A 14,737-nucleotide genomic window follows, 5' to 3' on the forward strand; every position below is an offset into this window, starting at 1 on the left:
CCTGTTGCTACGCGGTGAAGGTGCGGTCGACAGCGTCGAGAATGCGGTCTACGTCTGGCAGGAAGTACTCCTCGAGTTTCGCCGGGGGATAGGGAATCGTGAAGCCGCCGACACGTGCGACGGGTGCTTCGAGGTGGTAGAAGCAGCGTTCATTGATACGGGCGGCGATTTCGGCGCCGATTCCGAGGAACACCGGAGCCTCGTGGGCGATGATCAACCGTCCGGTGCGTCGCACCGACTCGGCGACGGTGTCTATATCGAGTGGCGAAATCGATCGGAGATCGATGACCTCGATTGATCGACCTTCCTCTGCTGCCACTTTTGCAGACTGTAGCGCTGTCATCACGAGTGGACCGTAAGCGAGAAGGGTGGCGTCGGACCCCCGTGTGAGCACCCGGGCTTTGTGCAGCGGCGTCGACGCCGCGTCGGAGGCGATGGGGCCCTTCTCCCAATAGCGACGTTTGGGTTCGAAGAAGAGCACCGGGTCATCGGATGCAATGGCCTGCTGAATCATCGAGTGCGCATCGGAAGCGTTGCTACATGTCACAACTCGAAGTCCGGCGGTGGCAGCGAAATATCCCTCGGGTGATTCCGAATGGTGCTCGATCGCACCGATGCCGCCGCCGTAGGGCACGCGAATGGTGATCGGCATCTTGACGTTGCCGCTGGTTCGATAGTGCAGCTTCGCTACTTGCGAAACGATCTGATCGAAGCCGGGGTAGATGAACCCGTCGAACTGGATCTCGCAGACTGGTCGATAGCCGCGCATGGCGAGACCGACTGCGGTGCCGATGATCCCGGATTCGGCGAGGGGAGTGTCGATGACACGGTTGGGGCCGAAGTCTTTTTGCAGCCCGTCGGTGATCCGGAAGACTCCTCCGAGCTTTCCGATGTCTTCGCCCATCAGAACGACTTTCGGATCTTTCTCCAATGCGCGGCGGAGGCCGGCGTTCAACGCTTTGCCGAGGGGAAGGATCGTCGGCGTCGTGGTGGATTGATCTGTGCTCATGCGTCGGTTCCTTCGAAGCTGTCGAGGTATTCGGCGAATTGGCGCCGTTCATCGTCGATGAGGGAGTGGGATTCGGCGTAGACGTTGTCGAACAGTGACATCGGTTTCGGTTCTACTGTTTCCAGGCACCCACGCCGAAGCGCTGCAGCGGTGTCGTCTGATTTCTGTTGCACGGCGGCAAGGTAGGAATCATCGATCGCGTCCGCGGACTCCAGAAGGGCTCTGATGCGATCGAGGGGATCTTTGAGCCGCCATTCCTCGTCCAGCGCGGCGGAGCGGTACCGAGTCGGGTCATCGGATGTGGTGTGCGGGCCCATTCGGTAGGTGACGGCCTCGATGAGAGTTGGGCCGCTTCCTTCCCGTGCCCGCGCGAGCGCCGCCCGCGTGACGGCGATGACGGCAAGAACGTCGTTTCCGTCGACGCGCACGCTGGGAACACCGAAACCTCTTCCGCGCGTCGCGATACTGACGCGTGACTGCACACTCACCGGCTCGGAGATCGCCCACTGGTTGTTTTGGCAGAAGAACACAACGGGGGCGTTGAAGCTCGCGGCGAAACCGAATGCTTCGGAGATGTCGCCTTGACTGGTCGCGCCGTCACCGAAGTATGTGATCGTAGCGCCGTCCGTGCCGTCGAATTGCATTCCCATCGCGTACCCGGTGGCGTGCAGCGCCTGAGCTCCGACGATGATTGCAGGTGTCGTCATCCTGTACTCGTACGGGTTCCAACCGGAGTGGGTCGAGCCGCGCCAGAATCTGAGCATGTGAGTGGGATCGACATTGCGGCAGTACGCCACGCCGTGCTCGCGGTAGCTGGCGAAGACGAAATCCTCGGAATGAAGAGCGCGCGCCGAACCGACCTGCGCTGCTTCCTGTCCCAACAGCGGAGCCCAGAGGCCGAGTTCACCCTGCCGCTGCAGCGCGGTGGCCTCGGAGTCGATCCGGCGCACCACCACTAGATCCTCGTAGAGGGCGCGCACCGCGTCGATTCCGATGTCATCGATGTACCCGGAAAACTCCGGGTGATTGAGCCGTTGACCTGATTCGGTGACCAGCTGTACCAATTCGTCATTGTCGAACACGAGAATCCTCCGAAGAGTAGCGCTGAGCCGGACACCTCAACCTGTGATGGGAGGTTGTCGCGGACAATATGAAGCACTCAGGCAAGCAGTAACAATCAGTTTGCGCCAGTGGTTTGTGAGATCTTGCGCAAAATGCCCAATTTTGAATTTTTGGACGGTGGCATACTGCGCGATATGACGAAACTTGATCGGACCGATGCGCGCCTGCTTCTTGCTCTCTGCGACGCACCCCGCGCGACGGGGGTGCAGTTGGCTTCGATGTTGAGCATGGCCCGGAACACCGTGCAATCCAGAATGTTTCGATGGGATGAGCGCAAGGTGCTTGCACCTGTCGACCGATGCGTATCCCCGCGCGACCTGGGTTACCCCTTGCGTGCCTTCGTCACAGCAGTCGTGGACCAGCATCGACTCGAAGAAGTCCTTGACCGACTCCGCAGTATCGCCGAAGTCACCGAAGCCGTCGGAATCTCAGGAGCGGCAGATCTTCATATAGGCGTCGTCGCCATCGACGCTGACGACCTGTACCGAACCGCCGGCCGCATTCTCGCGGTGCCTGGGATCGAGCGCACAACAGTTTCCGTTGCGATGCGCGATGCGATCCCCTATCGAACCCGGCCTCTACTCGAGCGGCTCGTCATGGAACCGTGAAACCGAAGCAGGTTTGGTAGTGCCCCCGCATTGCTTCCGTCTCTCGTGGATCAGACCGAGTTCTCGCGTCGAGAGTGCACTTCTTCAGTGATCGCAACGCGTTGCTGTTGTCCTGAGCTGCGGCAACTAGCGGTTGTGTGTAGCGGTCGAGGAGGTGGGTTCGTTCGAACGTCCGTTGGCGGTACCCACGCATTCACTCAGGGGAGCGCGGTTGCCGGTGTGAACCGCACCATGGGGTGGACACCGTGCCGGGGCCGTGGTGCACGTCTGACTCTTGCTCAGTCCGGCGTCTGGTTCCATGTCGATTCGGCTACTAGTTCAATGGTCCGACGGTAGAGCGGTTTTGTTTGGACGAATGGACGATGAGGGGTGTGAGGTAAACGACGAATCTAGAGACCTGACGTGACAACCTCGCTTCCAACTCAAGGTGGACTTCTCATGAACCAGCGATGTATTGCTCTGGCGGCGCTTGTGCTGGCCGGGCCGGCACTCGCGGCGTGCAGTGGATCAGGGGGGAACAAAGGGCCACGGGACTTCGCCGTCGATGGCGCTTTCTCCGTCGCTGTCGACTCCGACCCCGGTGATCTCAATCCGCTCGTGACCAACCTCGTCAACGCACAGATCGTAGGGATGTACTCCTACGACACGTTGATTTCCTTGGACACCAAGACGAGCGAACCGCAACCCTTCCTGGCCGAAAGCTGGACCGAGAGTCCGAGCGAAGTCACATACACGTTGCGCAATGACATCACGTGTGCGGACGGCACGTCGTTCACCGCGCAAACGGCAGCTGACAATCTCAACTGGATTCTCGATCCCGTCAATCAGTCTCCACGCCTGGAGTCCGTCGTGCCGTCGGACGCAACAGTTACAGCAGAGGGAAATGTGCTCAAGGTGACGACCACGAAGCCCCGGTCGTCCATGCTCTACGATCTCGGCGGCCAACAAATGGTTTGCGAGGGAGCGCTCGCAGATCCGACATCGGTCTCGGCGGGAAGCGACGGCACCGGCCCATTCGTGATCGACAAGATCGTCGCGGGTGACTCGATTACGTTGACTCGCAGGGACGGCTACACCTGGGGGCCGAAGGACAGCACCTCAAGCACCCCGGGAATGCCCAAGACGGTAACGATCAAGATTGTCCCTAGTCCTTCGACTCGGGCTAACTTGCTTCTCTCCGGTCAGCTCAACGCGGCCATGGTCTCTGGTAACGATGAGGCTCGTCTGTCCCAGCTGGATTGGCAACCCTCGCCGGCGATTTCGGGGATGATCACCTACAACCATCTGGAGGGTCTCCCTACTGCGGCGACCGAGGTGCGCACTGCTTTGACGCAGGCGATCGATCTCGACACACTCACCAATGTACTCACCGGCGGCAAGGGGGAGCGGGCATCATCGCTGCTGACCGAGGAACCAAGCCTGTGCACCTACAACTCGGTCGAGGGAACCTTACCTACATATGACGGCGAGGCCGCCGCCCGAACCTTGGAGGCTGCCGGATACACCTCAGGGGCGGGCGGAGTCCGGACCAAAGACGGTAAAGCCCTTCAAATCACACTCGTTTACGACAACAGCACCGACACACGTAGCGCTGCCGCAGAGTACGTCGCGAAACAGTGGAAAAGCCTCGGCGCCGAGGTAACACTCCAGGGCGGTGATGAGAGCTACGTGATCAGTAGCACGTTCTCGAGTGAGGATCCGAGCAGATGGACCGCCACGCTTGGATTGAACCTGCAGTCAGGAGCTCCCGGGGTCTTTCCTCAATACCTGACAGGGCCCACTGCGCCGGAGGGCACCAACTTCGCCTCGATCCGCAATGACGATTACGCACGCCACGCCGCGTTGGCTGTGGGCTTGACCGGTGACGCCGCATGCGGAGAATGGGCCAAGGCGGAAGAGGCGCTCTTCAAGAGTGTTGACCTCATCCCCGTTTCCGTCACGCCCTTCAAAATGTACTTCAACGGCGCAGAGTCGGTATCTCAACCCGCTGGAGGAATATTGCCAGGTTCGGCAATTCGGGTCCTGAAATGAGTACCGGGCCGACTACTACCCTGCTGACGAACATAGCCGAACAGCCGTCAGCACCTTCCGGTCGAAGGATTGCCGCGACGAGCCCACTAGGGTCATTCATCGCACGCCGTATCCTGCGGCTCTGGTGGTCCGTAGTAGCACTCGTGACAATGGCGTTCTTGATGGTCCGGCTCATCCCTGGGGATCCGGTTCGCAACGCGCTCGGAACCAACGCGACACCTGCAATCGTCGAGGCGCGCCGCGAGAGCCTCGGGCTGAACGATCCAATCTGGTTGCAGTACTTCAACTTCTGGAAAGGCTTGCTGACGTGGAACCTCGGCGATTCCTTTTCGCTCCGCATGCCGGTCTCGACCATCATCGAGCAGCGTCTACCCGCGACTCTTGAACTCGCGTTCTTGTCGCTGGCCGTTGTCCTCGTCGTGTCGGTTCCTCTTGGCATCGTCATCGCTGCGCTCACCCGAGGAGGGCGGCGACGAGGTGTCGACCTTGCGTTCACATCTGTTACGGGCCTGTTGACAGTTGTCCCCGAATTCCTGATCGGAGTGGGACTGGTTTACTTGTTCGCGGTTCAAAGTCAACTGCTTCCCGTCGCCGGGCGGGGGGACGCGAGTTCGTACATACTTCCTGTCCTCGCGCTTTCTATCGGCGTGAGTGCAGGTATGTCGCGAATCGTTCGCGTCGAAGCGCTCACCGTGTTCGAGCAGGATTACATCCGAACAGCGCGCGCAAAGCGGATGACGCCCTTGCGGATGTATTTACGTCATGCACTGCCGAACCTGTTGACCGCGTCGCTCACCATCGGTGGCATCGTTCTCGGATCTCTTATCGCAGGAACCGTACTGGTGGAAACGATCTTCTCCTGGCCCGGCCTTGGTCTGACGATCATCGATTCGGTGCGGAGTAAGGACTACCCGCTAGCTCAGGGGATCGTCATCGTTTACGGCCTGATCGTTTTGATTTCCAATCTGCTGATCGACATCATCCTGGTCAGCCTCGACCCGCGTACCGCGCTGAAGGACACCTGATGGCGCCCGTCAACACCACCCTTCCCGATTCAGAAATTTCTTCTGACACACCAACGCCACCTGTCTTCGACGACAAGACGTTTCGTTCCGATAACCGCCGAACTTACTTTCTTTCGACACTGCGATCTCCTCTCGGTGTCGCAGCGTCCATTGCCCTGCTGGTAGTCGCTTTCTTCGTGGCCTTCGGTCCACTCCTGTGGGGCGAATCTGCTGGTGAAGCCGATCTGAGCTTATTGTCCGCGCCGCCGAGCGCAGAGCATTTACTCGGCACAGACGCAGGTGGGCGAGATGTCCTGTCACGGTTGCTGAGCGCCGCGCAATTGTCAGTAGTTACCGCCCTTGCGGCCGCCGTCTTCGGGGTGTCTGTCGGCGTATTTTTCGGATTGCTCCCGATCGTCGCACCGCTAAGGATAGGGCGTCTGATCAACGGCATTATCGCTGTCGCACTTGCTTTTCCGGCACTTTTGCTCGCAATCGTCGCCTCGATCATTCTCGGTGTCGGTGTCGGAGGTGTCATCCTCGCCATCGGGTTGGCCATGGCACCCTCCTACGCCCGTCTCACCCAGACTTTGGGCGCGGCGGTAGCAGGGCGCGACTATGTGGCCGCCGCTCGCATCCTTGGCGTCGGTCGACTGACGATCCTGCGGCGGCATGTACTGCCCAATATTCGGGATCCGCTCATCGTCAACGTGAGCATCAGTGCAGGCAGTGCACTTGTCGCAGCGACGGGACTCTCCTTCTTGGGGCTAGGCGTGCAGGCACCTCAGTACGACTGGGGACGAATGCTCAACGAGAGTCTGGGCTCGATCTACGTGAATCCGGTAGCTTCTCTCGGCATCGGCGCGGCGATCGTCTTTGCCGGCCTCACGTTCGCCCTTTGGGGCGAGGTACTCGCTCGCACATTCGGTCTCCACAGTCCGTCCGGGCGTAGCCGACGGAAGTCGAGCAGGCAATCGAAACAGGCGGCCCTACCGCTGCAGGTGAGTGGTGATTCCGTTCTCTCCGTACGTGATCTCCACGTGGAAGCGCCACGCGGGAACAGCTGGGTTGAACCCGTCCGCGGCGTCAGTTTCGACATCGGGCGTGGAGAAATCCTCGGAGTTGTCGGCGAGTCCGGTTCAGGAAAATCACTGACCTGCATGGCAGTTGCGTCGCTCTTGGAGGAGCCACTTCATGTCACCGCTTCGTCGGTGCGCTTCGACGACAACGAGTTCGCGATCGACGGCAAACTTCCTGGTCGGCTTCGTTCCAAAGCCATGGCGAAGATGCTAGGTACACGGATGGCATTCGTCTTCCAGGACCCGTCTACCTCGCTCAACCCCGCGCTGCACGTCGGCACTCAAGTCGCCGAGATCTCGCTTCTTCACGGCGGGCTTAAGCGGAAACAAGCGAATCGGCGCGCAATCGATCGAATCGCCGCCGTCAAAATCCCCGACCCCTCCCGTCGTGCCCGCCAATACCCGCACCAGTTTTCGGGTGGGATGAGGCAACGCGCCATGATCGCAATGGGCCTGATGGGTGAGCCGGCGCTGATCATCGCTGACGAGCCAACCACCGCGCTCGATGTCACGGTTCAGCGCGATGTCATGGAGTTACTGCAACGGGTTAATCAGGAGAATGGGACGGCGATCATGCTCGTATCCCACGACATCACTCTGATTGGTGCGTTCTGCACGCGAGTTCTAGTCATGTATCGCGGAGAGATTGTGGAGACTCTGAGTGCCGAAGATCTCGCAAGCGGACGCGCCCGGCACCCGTACACACGGGCTCTCGTGGCGGCCGTACCGCACATGGACGCCACTCCGGGCTCCGAGTTCGCCACGATCGATGAGAATGCCGATTTTCCCGATACCTCCGAAGGGCGCTGTCATGACTGACCTTGTCTTCGAAAACATCCGGATCAAGTACGGGACCGGAAGCGCTGCGCACGAGGCAGTGCGTGGCGTTAATTTGACTGTCCCTGCAGGCCGTACCGTCGGTCTCGTGGGAGAGTCCGGCTCGGGAAAATCGACGCTGGCGCGTGCGGCGGTCGGCCTCCAAGAGCCCTATGCGGGGCGGATACTCATCGACGGCATCGACATCGTCAAGGCCCGAGGCTCCGCAGCAGCACTACGTAGAGATATCCAGATGATATTCCAGGACGCGAATTCTTGCCTGAATCCGAGGATGTCAGTCGGTGCCTCGATCGACGAGGCCCTCTCCGTCCGAGGGAAATTCGCTCGGCGCGATCGCGCGCAGCGTCGTATCGAGGTCACGAACCTCCTCGAACTCGTGGAACTCGACCCCGCCAAATCACGTGACCTACCCATGCAGCTGTCTGGCGGTCAGCGCCAACGAGTCGCGATTGCCCGGGCGCTCGCCGCCGAACCCCGAGTCTTGCTCGCTGACGAAATCACTTCGGCGCTCGATGTTTCCGTGCAGGGAACGGTCCTCAACCTCTTGATGCGTGTGCAACGAAGCCTCAACCTGACGGTCCTGTTCATCAGTCACAACCTCGCCGTGGTCCGGCAACTGTGCGAAGAAGTGGCCGTGATGAAAGACGGAGAGGTCGTCGAGGCGGGACTTGCAACACACGTGATCGACGATCCCCAACATCCCTATACCCGGCAGCTCATCAGTGCCATCCCCCGGATAGGGATCCCTCTCTTCGATGAAGGAGCCAGTTCATGACCGCCCGCCCGTTCAGCCTCGAAGAGGCACGAAAGATTGTCACAGTCCCGGAGACTGCAATCACAGCGGACGGAACTGCTGTCGTCTTTACTCAGCGACACACGGTTGAAGACCGCACTGAGACCTCGCTATGGCTGGTGACCGAGGACCGTGCACCGCGGCCCCTGACACAAGGACCCACCGACCGAGCGCCTCGTATGACTTCTCAGGACGACGTCCTCTTCCTCAGAGATATCGACGGAGCACCGCAACTACACCTGCTTCCACAGACCGGAGAAGCGGTGCAACTGACAAGACTCCCGCTGGGAGTCGGTGCGGGTGCGATGAGTCCGGATGGAACTCAACTCGCTTTCGCCGCGCACGTTGACCGCGGACAGGAAGGAAACGCTGCCCCGATCGTCGTGGACACTCTCGACCAGAAGGCCGACGGTGTCGGGTGGATCGGTCGCATCCGCCGCCATCTGTTTGTACTGGACCTGGAATCCGCATGTACCCGACAGATCACGGACGGGGAATGGGACGCCAGCGATCCTGTCTGGTCGCCGGACGGAACGCGACTCGCCTTCACCGCAGCCATGGAAGCTCGATCGGACGTCGATATGGAATGCCGCGTCTACGCAGTCGATGTGGACGATCCGATGGCGCCCGCTGTGTGTTTCGGTCACGCTACCGGGATCACAGGCCCAGCGATGTGGGCCCCTGACGGGGAGTCGATCATTGCGGTGGGTTCTCCGACGATGACGGTCGGGCACGCGCGACTTCTGCGACTTTTCCGGGACGGCCGCGATGACACCGATCTCAGCGGCGGGCTTGACCGCAATGTGATGCCAGGAGCGACCGGATACCCAGGCGGCAGGCCAGCGCTGACCCCGGAGGGCGAAGACATCATCTTTTGCCTCCGCGATCGCGGCTGGACACATCTATATGGCGCCGACCTGGACGGAGGTGGCCAGCGGCCGATCGTCGCCGAACCTCACTGCGTGATCTCCGGCCTGTCGGTGGCCTCACGTGCCCCCCGCGCTGCTGTCGTCGTGACTACACCACAGTCGTTCGCCGAGGTTGCATTAGTCGACCTCCCCAGCGGCAAGCGCCGGGTGCTTACCTCTCTGATGGACCAGAGCCTTCCCGGCGTCGAGTTGCACCGCCCCGAACCGAGGCAGTTCGAGATCAGTGACGGGACTACGATCCATGGGTGGCTTCTTGGCGGAGCCGCTACCACCGGTCCTGCTCCGCTTCTGCTTGACATACATGGTGGACCACACAACGCGTGGGCAGGTGTCGCCGACGAAATCCATTTGTATCAGCAGCTTCTCGCTGCGCGCGGATGGCGGGTGCTCACCCTCAACTCGCGGGGGTCGGACGGATACGGCGAGGAGTTTCTTCGAGCACTCGATGGTGAGTGGGGACGTGCCGACCTCGCTGACTTCCTCGAGCCCCTTGATCAGCTCGTGACCGAAGGGCTCGTGGATGCCGACAAGATCGCTGTGACGGGGTACAGCTACGGCGGTCTCGCGACCTGCGCCCTGACCTCGCACACTGACAGGTTCGCAGCGGCCGTCGCCGGGGGCCTCCTGTGCGAATTCGTGTCCATCGCTGCACAACGACTCCTCCCCGAAGGGTTCTTCGCGAAGGCAACGGCCGGTGCCGCGCCGACTGATATCGTGCGGCTCGCCGAAATGTCACCCATCACGAATGTTGAACGCGTGACGACGCCCACCTTGGTTCTACATGGAGAGAACGACGAAACCTGCCCTGTCGGGCAGGCTCAGGAGTGGTTCTCGGCCCTGCGAGTGCAAGGGGTGCCGAGTCGGCTTGTGGTCTATCCCGGATGCGACCATCTCTTCATCGCGGATGGACCGATCGAGCACCGCCTGGACTACCACGCTCGTCTGGTCGAGTGGGTAGAGCAGTACACTCGCGCAGCACCAAGGCCGGCAGCGTCATCCCCTGCCCCCCGCGGAGAGGGGTACTGGCGCTACCGGTTGGACCTCCTTCGAGAACGCTATGGAGTCGCCGGAGCACAATTCGGCATCGTCCAACTCGATAACGAGGGGTCGGTGTTCGATCGAGTCATCGTCAGCTCCGGAGTTCTGAACACCTCGACTCAGGAACCGGTGACGGACGACGCCATCTTCCAGATCGGGTCGATTACCAAAGTCTGGACGACGATGCTGATCATGCAGCTCGTCGACGAAGGACTGCTCGATCTTGATGTACCGGTGCGGACGATCTTGCAGGACTTCAGGTTGGAGGGAGACCCAGCGCCCTCGGTGACGGTGCGCGAACTGCTCGACCACACCAGCGGTATCGATGGCGATGCATTCATCGACACGGGCCGAGGCGATGACTGTGTCGAGAGATATGTCGAGAAGTTGCAATCCGTTGGCTATATCCACACGCCTGGCGCTCGATTCTCATACTGCAACGCAGGTTTCGTCGTGGCAGGACGGATTGTCGAGATATTGCGCGGGATGTCATGGGATGATGCCTTGCAGAAATACTTGATCGAACCGATGGGTCTCGAACACACCATCACGCGGAGCGAGGATGCACCGAGGTTCGCCGTGGCCACCGGACACAGCGGGTTCGGTGAGACGTGTAGCCCGGTGCCGGCGTGGTCGATCGTTCGATCCATGGGACCGGCAGGGCTCATCACGTCGAGCATCGGCGATCTGCTGACATTCGCGAAGACCGCATTGCGCGGCGGGGCAGTACGGGACACTGCACGCGTGTTGTCAGCCGAGAGTGCCCGATTGATGACAACCGAGCAGATCGATCTGCGGGAAAGCTCATTCACAGCCAGCGGCTGGGGGCTGGGCTGGTTCCTCGAAGACTGGCACGGCACAACGGTGTACGGGCACAACGGCGGAACGATCGGACAGCGAGCGTATCTCCGCCTTTTCCCCGGTACGAACTACGCGATTGCCCTACTGACTTCGGGCGGTCAGCCTGACGGACTCTATGCCGAGCTTTTCGCCGAAGCTGCATCCTCGATCGACGGCAGCATTTTGCCCGAACAACTCCGCCCCGATCGATCTCTTCCACCGGAACCACTGGAGGGCATATGGGAGAACGCCGGGAACCGTGTCGAAGTCAAGCCAGGCGACAAAGGGCTTGAGCTGACGATGACAGATCGCCTTGACCTCTTACGCGATGGCAAGGAAGACGTGATGACAACGCAGTTGCATGCGTCGAATACGGCTGGGGTTTACGCGTACACGGCGTCGAACCTCGCTGGTTGGGAGCAGCTCCGCATGGTCCCGGGCGGCGTGTACCTCGGCTCCCGTTTCATGGTGGAGGTACCCGCGTGACCGGGGTGGAGAAGGCTCGCGTCGCCGGCTCTACCGATGTACAGCTTCGGCTGTTGAGCGATCCGTCAGAGATGACAGCTGCCTCAGAGCTCGTCGCACAGGTCTGGCAGGTTGACAGCGCGTATTCGCATGTCAGTCCGGAACTGCTTACCGCCCTTGCACACTCCGACAACTATGTCGCGGGCGCCTATCAGGGCAGTGCGCTCGTCGCAGCCTGTGTCGGATTCTTCTACCCTCCTACGAAACTGGCGCTGCACTCGCACATTGCCGGTGTTCGTGCAGACGTAGTGGGCACCGGAGTAGGCAATGCACTCAAGTTTCACCAGCGTGCGTGGTGCCTCCAACGCGGCGTGACACGGGCGACCTGGACCTACGACCCCTTGGTCGCCAGGAACGCGTACTTCAACATCCACAAACTCGGCTGCCAGATCGACGACTACCTTCCAGACTTCTACGGAGTAATGGACGACACCGTCAATCAGGGTCAGCGCAGCGATCGCCTGATGGCGGTGTGGCGACTCGATCAGGAAGTCGTTCGAACCGTCGGCGATCCTGGGCCGGTGGTTCTACGATCAGTCGCCGGCCATCCGCACCTGCAGTTGGAAAATGCTGTCCATGAGAGTCGTTGTCGCGTCCAGATTCCGTCGGACATCGAGGCGGTTCGCCGCGAGGCTCCCGCGCGTGCGGCCGAGTGGCGCCTGGCGCTACGTCGAGTGCTCGCCGGACTATTTCGGGAAGGCTGGAGCGTTGTCGATTTCGATCGCGCAGGCCACTATTACATGAGGAGAAAAGACTGATGCGAATTGATCGCGTCGAATTGATCACGGTTCGAATGCCTTTGGTGCAGCCGTTCACTACATCGTTTTCCACTCAGACCGAGCGATTTCCGCTCCTCGTGCGGGCAACCGCCTCCGATAACGGTCGCACGGTGATCGGATGGGGGGAGTGCGTTGCACTCGCCGATCCGTTCTATTCTCCGGAGTACCTCGACGGTGCACGGGAGGCACTACAGAGATTCCTTGTCCCATTGCTCTTCGATTGGCAGGCCGCAGGCAATCCGATCACGGCACAGACGGTGAACACGGCAGTCGGCCATGTGGTGGGACACCGCATGGCCAAGGGAGCCCTGGAAATGGCGGTCCTCGACGCGCAACTCCGATTACAGGACGTATCCTTCGCTCAGCACCTCGGCGTCACACGTGACGTAGTCCCTTCCGGCGTCAGCGTCGGCATCGAGGAATCTATTCCTGCCCTGCTCGATCTCGTCGGGGACTTCGTCGATCAGGGTTACGCGCGCGTCAAACTCAAAATCCGTCCGGGCTGGGACGTCGAACCTGTCAGGGCTGTGAGGGAACGCTTCGGCGACATCCCACTCCAGGTGGATGCGAACGCCGCATACCTCCTCTCAGACGCGCCCCTCCTGCGCGAGCTCGACCCCTTCAATTTGCTGCTGATCGAGCAACCTCTCGCCGAGGAAGACCTCCGCCAACACGCACTTTTGGCTCGCCAACTCTCGACTCCTATCTGCCTCGACGAGTCGATCGTGTCGGTGCAGTCGGCTGCTGATGCGATTGCGTTAGGTGCCGCGAGCGTGATCAACATCAAGCCCGGCCGAGTAGGGGGATATCTGGAGGCTACGCGCATCCACGATCTCGCTGTCGCGAACGGCATTGGGGTTTGGTGCGGAGGCATGCTCGAGACGGGAATCGGCCGGGCTGCCAATGCTGCACTGGCTGGGCTCCCTGGCTTCACCCTGCCTGGCGATATTTCTGGCTCCGATCGTTTCTACAAGCAGGACATCACCGACCCGATCGTGATGAAGGACGGAACGGTGTCCATCCCAGGGGGGCCGGGCATCGGTGTCGAGCCCAATCCTGCAGCTCTCACCGAAGCCACCATCCACACTGCGGAGTTGACGGCTCCACCCCGGCGGTAAGAATTGCTCTTCGCTAGAGGCCGGTACCGCAGACCGTGTGATCACCGACGAGTTTCACCATGCTCTCGTCGGTGAAGCCGAGGCTTTCGCAATGATTGCGGTTTGCCGCGCTTGGATGACGTCGAGCATGCCGATCGTATTGCTGGATATCCCATTTGACACCGTTACAGATCATCGCACTGCGCGGCGCCATCGTACTGCGGCGCGACTCGGACCCGAATCGATCCGATCGAAATCAAAGCTACTGCGCCCTTCCCGTATCGGGCTCGGCGTCGAACCGTGGACGGAATTGCAAGTGGCGGATGCGGGCGATATCGGCGTCACCCCTTTTGATACAACAGAGGCTGTCGGCCAGATCGAAACAGCAGTGCGAAGTTTGTACGACAAGGCCGACAGCATAATCAAGCTCGGTGGTGGTCACGCCATTGCGTTCCCCTCGTGTTCCCTCCGAACTCAGCGAACATCAGTCGCCCTGGTGTAACCGATGCATCAGGGCGACTGATGTGACGTGATCGATGTGCCGCGACTGGTTCGCTCTGTCGATCGGTGGTGTTGACATGCCAGAAACTGTGTCACAGTAAAAATGGTTAATTCTGTTGTGCCGCAATATAATTAGACCTATCGAGCTTGATTATGAGCGCTGTGAGTGCGTATTGTGATGTGCGCAATACTCCGCAATTCGGCGCAATTTCGTAACGACATCCCAGGAGACAACTATGAGTTCATCCGACAACGATCTGAATGCACTGAACAGCGTCATCACGGTCGCAGGTGCACTTGCTGCGATACTCGGTGGAATCGCCGGCGTGGCAGGGCTTGCAACATTTCTCGGTACGGGGGCCGGATCGTAGCCGGTTCTTGACTATCTCACTTCGCCTGGTGGAGGGGCACTCTCAACGATCGTGAGTGTGTTCTCCTTTGCTTCGACTTCACGGTGCTTAGGCGATTGGTGTTGGGCTGTTTCCGCAGCTGCTTCGGAGATCGTCCCGAAGCAGCTGCGGTGTTTTTCGCTGGACATGTCGGCC

General features: G+C 60.4%; 12 protein-coding genes. 10 read left to right on the top strand and 2 right to left on the bottom strand.

Features of this window, described 5'->3' with window-relative positions:
- Positions 1-7: 7 nt before the first annotated feature.
- Positions 8-1,009, bottom strand: coding sequence for an alpha-ketoacid dehydrogenase subunit beta (locus tag ABIE52_RS02645; RefSeq protein WP_192713472.1), 1,002 nt, complete (start codon positions 1,007-1,009; stop codon positions 8-10).
- Positions 1,006-2,091 (bottom strand): pyruvate dehydrogenase (acetyl-transferring) E1 component subunit alpha, encoded by a 1,086-nt coding sequence (pdhA, locus tag ABIE52_RS02650; protein ID WP_192713473.1) that lies wholly within the window; start codon positions 2,089-2,091, stop codon positions 1,006-1,008. The genes ABIE52_RS02645 and pdhA overlap by 4 nt, the downstream gene beginning before the upstream one ends.
- 174 nt (positions 2,092-2,265) lie before the next feature.
- On the opposite strand from pdhA, the gene ABIE52_RS02655 reads away from it, so the two are divergent.
- The 10 genes from ABIE52_RS02655 to ABIE52_RS02700 all read left to right on the top strand — a co-directional run bounded on the left by ABIE52_RS02655 (position 2,266) and on the right by ABIE52_RS02700 (position 14,563).
- Positions 2,266-2,739, top strand: a complete 474-nt coding sequence (locus tag ABIE52_RS02655) for an Lrp/AsnC family transcriptional regulator (RefSeq protein WP_192713474.1) — start codon at positions 2,266-2,268, stop codon at positions 2,737-2,739.
- Positions 2,740-3,177: 438 nt separating this feature from the next.
- Positions 3,178-4,770: an ABC transporter substrate-binding protein gene (locus ABIE52_RS02660; RefSeq protein WP_192713475.1), complete on the top strand. Its 1,593-nt coding sequence runs from the start codon at positions 3,178-3,180 to the stop codon at positions 4,768-4,770.
- Positions 4,767-5,795, top strand: a complete 1,029-nt coding sequence (locus ABIE52_RS02665; RefSeq protein ID WP_192713476.1) for an ABC transporter permease — start codon at positions 4,767-4,769, stop codon at positions 5,793-5,795. Before ABIE52_RS02660 ends, ABIE52_RS02665 begins: the two co-directional genes overlap by 4 nt.
- Positions 5,795-7,672, top strand: a complete 1,878-nt coding sequence (locus tag ABIE52_RS02670; protein WP_192713477.1) for a dipeptide/oligopeptide/nickel ABC transporter permease/ATP-binding protein — start codon at positions 5,795-5,797, stop codon at positions 7,670-7,672. Before ABIE52_RS02665 ends, ABIE52_RS02670 begins: the two co-directional genes overlap by 1 nt.
- Positions 7,665-8,465: an ABC transporter ATP-binding protein gene (locus ABIE52_RS02675; protein ID WP_192713478.1), complete on the top strand. Its 801-nt coding sequence runs from the start codon at positions 7,665-7,667 to the stop codon at positions 8,463-8,465. Before ABIE52_RS02670 ends, ABIE52_RS02675 begins: the two co-directional genes overlap by 8 nt.
- On the top strand, positions 8,462-11,776 hold the full coding sequence (locus ABIE52_RS02680; protein WP_192713479.1) for a serine hydrolase: 3,315 nt from the start codon (positions 8,462-8,464) through the stop codon (positions 11,774-11,776). The genes ABIE52_RS02675 and ABIE52_RS02680 overlap by 4 nt, the downstream gene beginning before the upstream one ends.
- Positions 11,773-12,573 (top strand): GNAT family N-acetyltransferase, encoded by an 801-nt coding sequence (locus tag ABIE52_RS02685; RefSeq protein ID WP_192713480.1) that lies wholly within the window; start codon positions 11,773-11,775, stop codon positions 12,571-12,573. Before ABIE52_RS02680 ends, ABIE52_RS02685 begins: the two co-directional genes overlap by 4 nt.
- Positions 12,573-13,712: an o-succinylbenzoate synthase gene (gene menC / locus ABIE52_RS02690; protein WP_192713481.1), complete on the top strand. Its 1,140-nt coding sequence runs from the start codon at positions 12,573-12,575 to the stop codon at positions 13,710-13,712. Before ABIE52_RS02685 ends, menC begins: the two co-directional genes overlap by 1 nt.
- Positions 13,713-13,749: 37 nt before the next feature.
- Positions 13,750-14,193 (top strand): arginase family protein, encoded by a 444-nt coding sequence (locus ABIE52_RS02695; RefSeq protein ID WP_192713482.1) that lies wholly within the window; start codon positions 13,750-13,752, stop codon positions 14,191-14,193.
- A 235-nt stretch (positions 14,194-14,428) separates the two neighbouring features.
- Positions 14,429-14,563, top strand: coding sequence for a hypothetical protein (locus ABIE52_RS02700; RefSeq protein ID WP_290287463.1), 135 nt, complete (start codon positions 14,429-14,431; stop codon positions 14,561-14,563).
- Positions 14,564-14,737 lie beyond the last annotated feature (174 nt).

It is taken from the genome of Rhodococcus sp. OAS809, assembly GCF_040546695.1.
GTDB classification, from domain to species: domain Bacteria; phylum Actinomycetota; class Actinomycetes; order Mycobacteriales; family Mycobacteriaceae; genus Rhodococcus_F; species Rhodococcus_F qingshengii.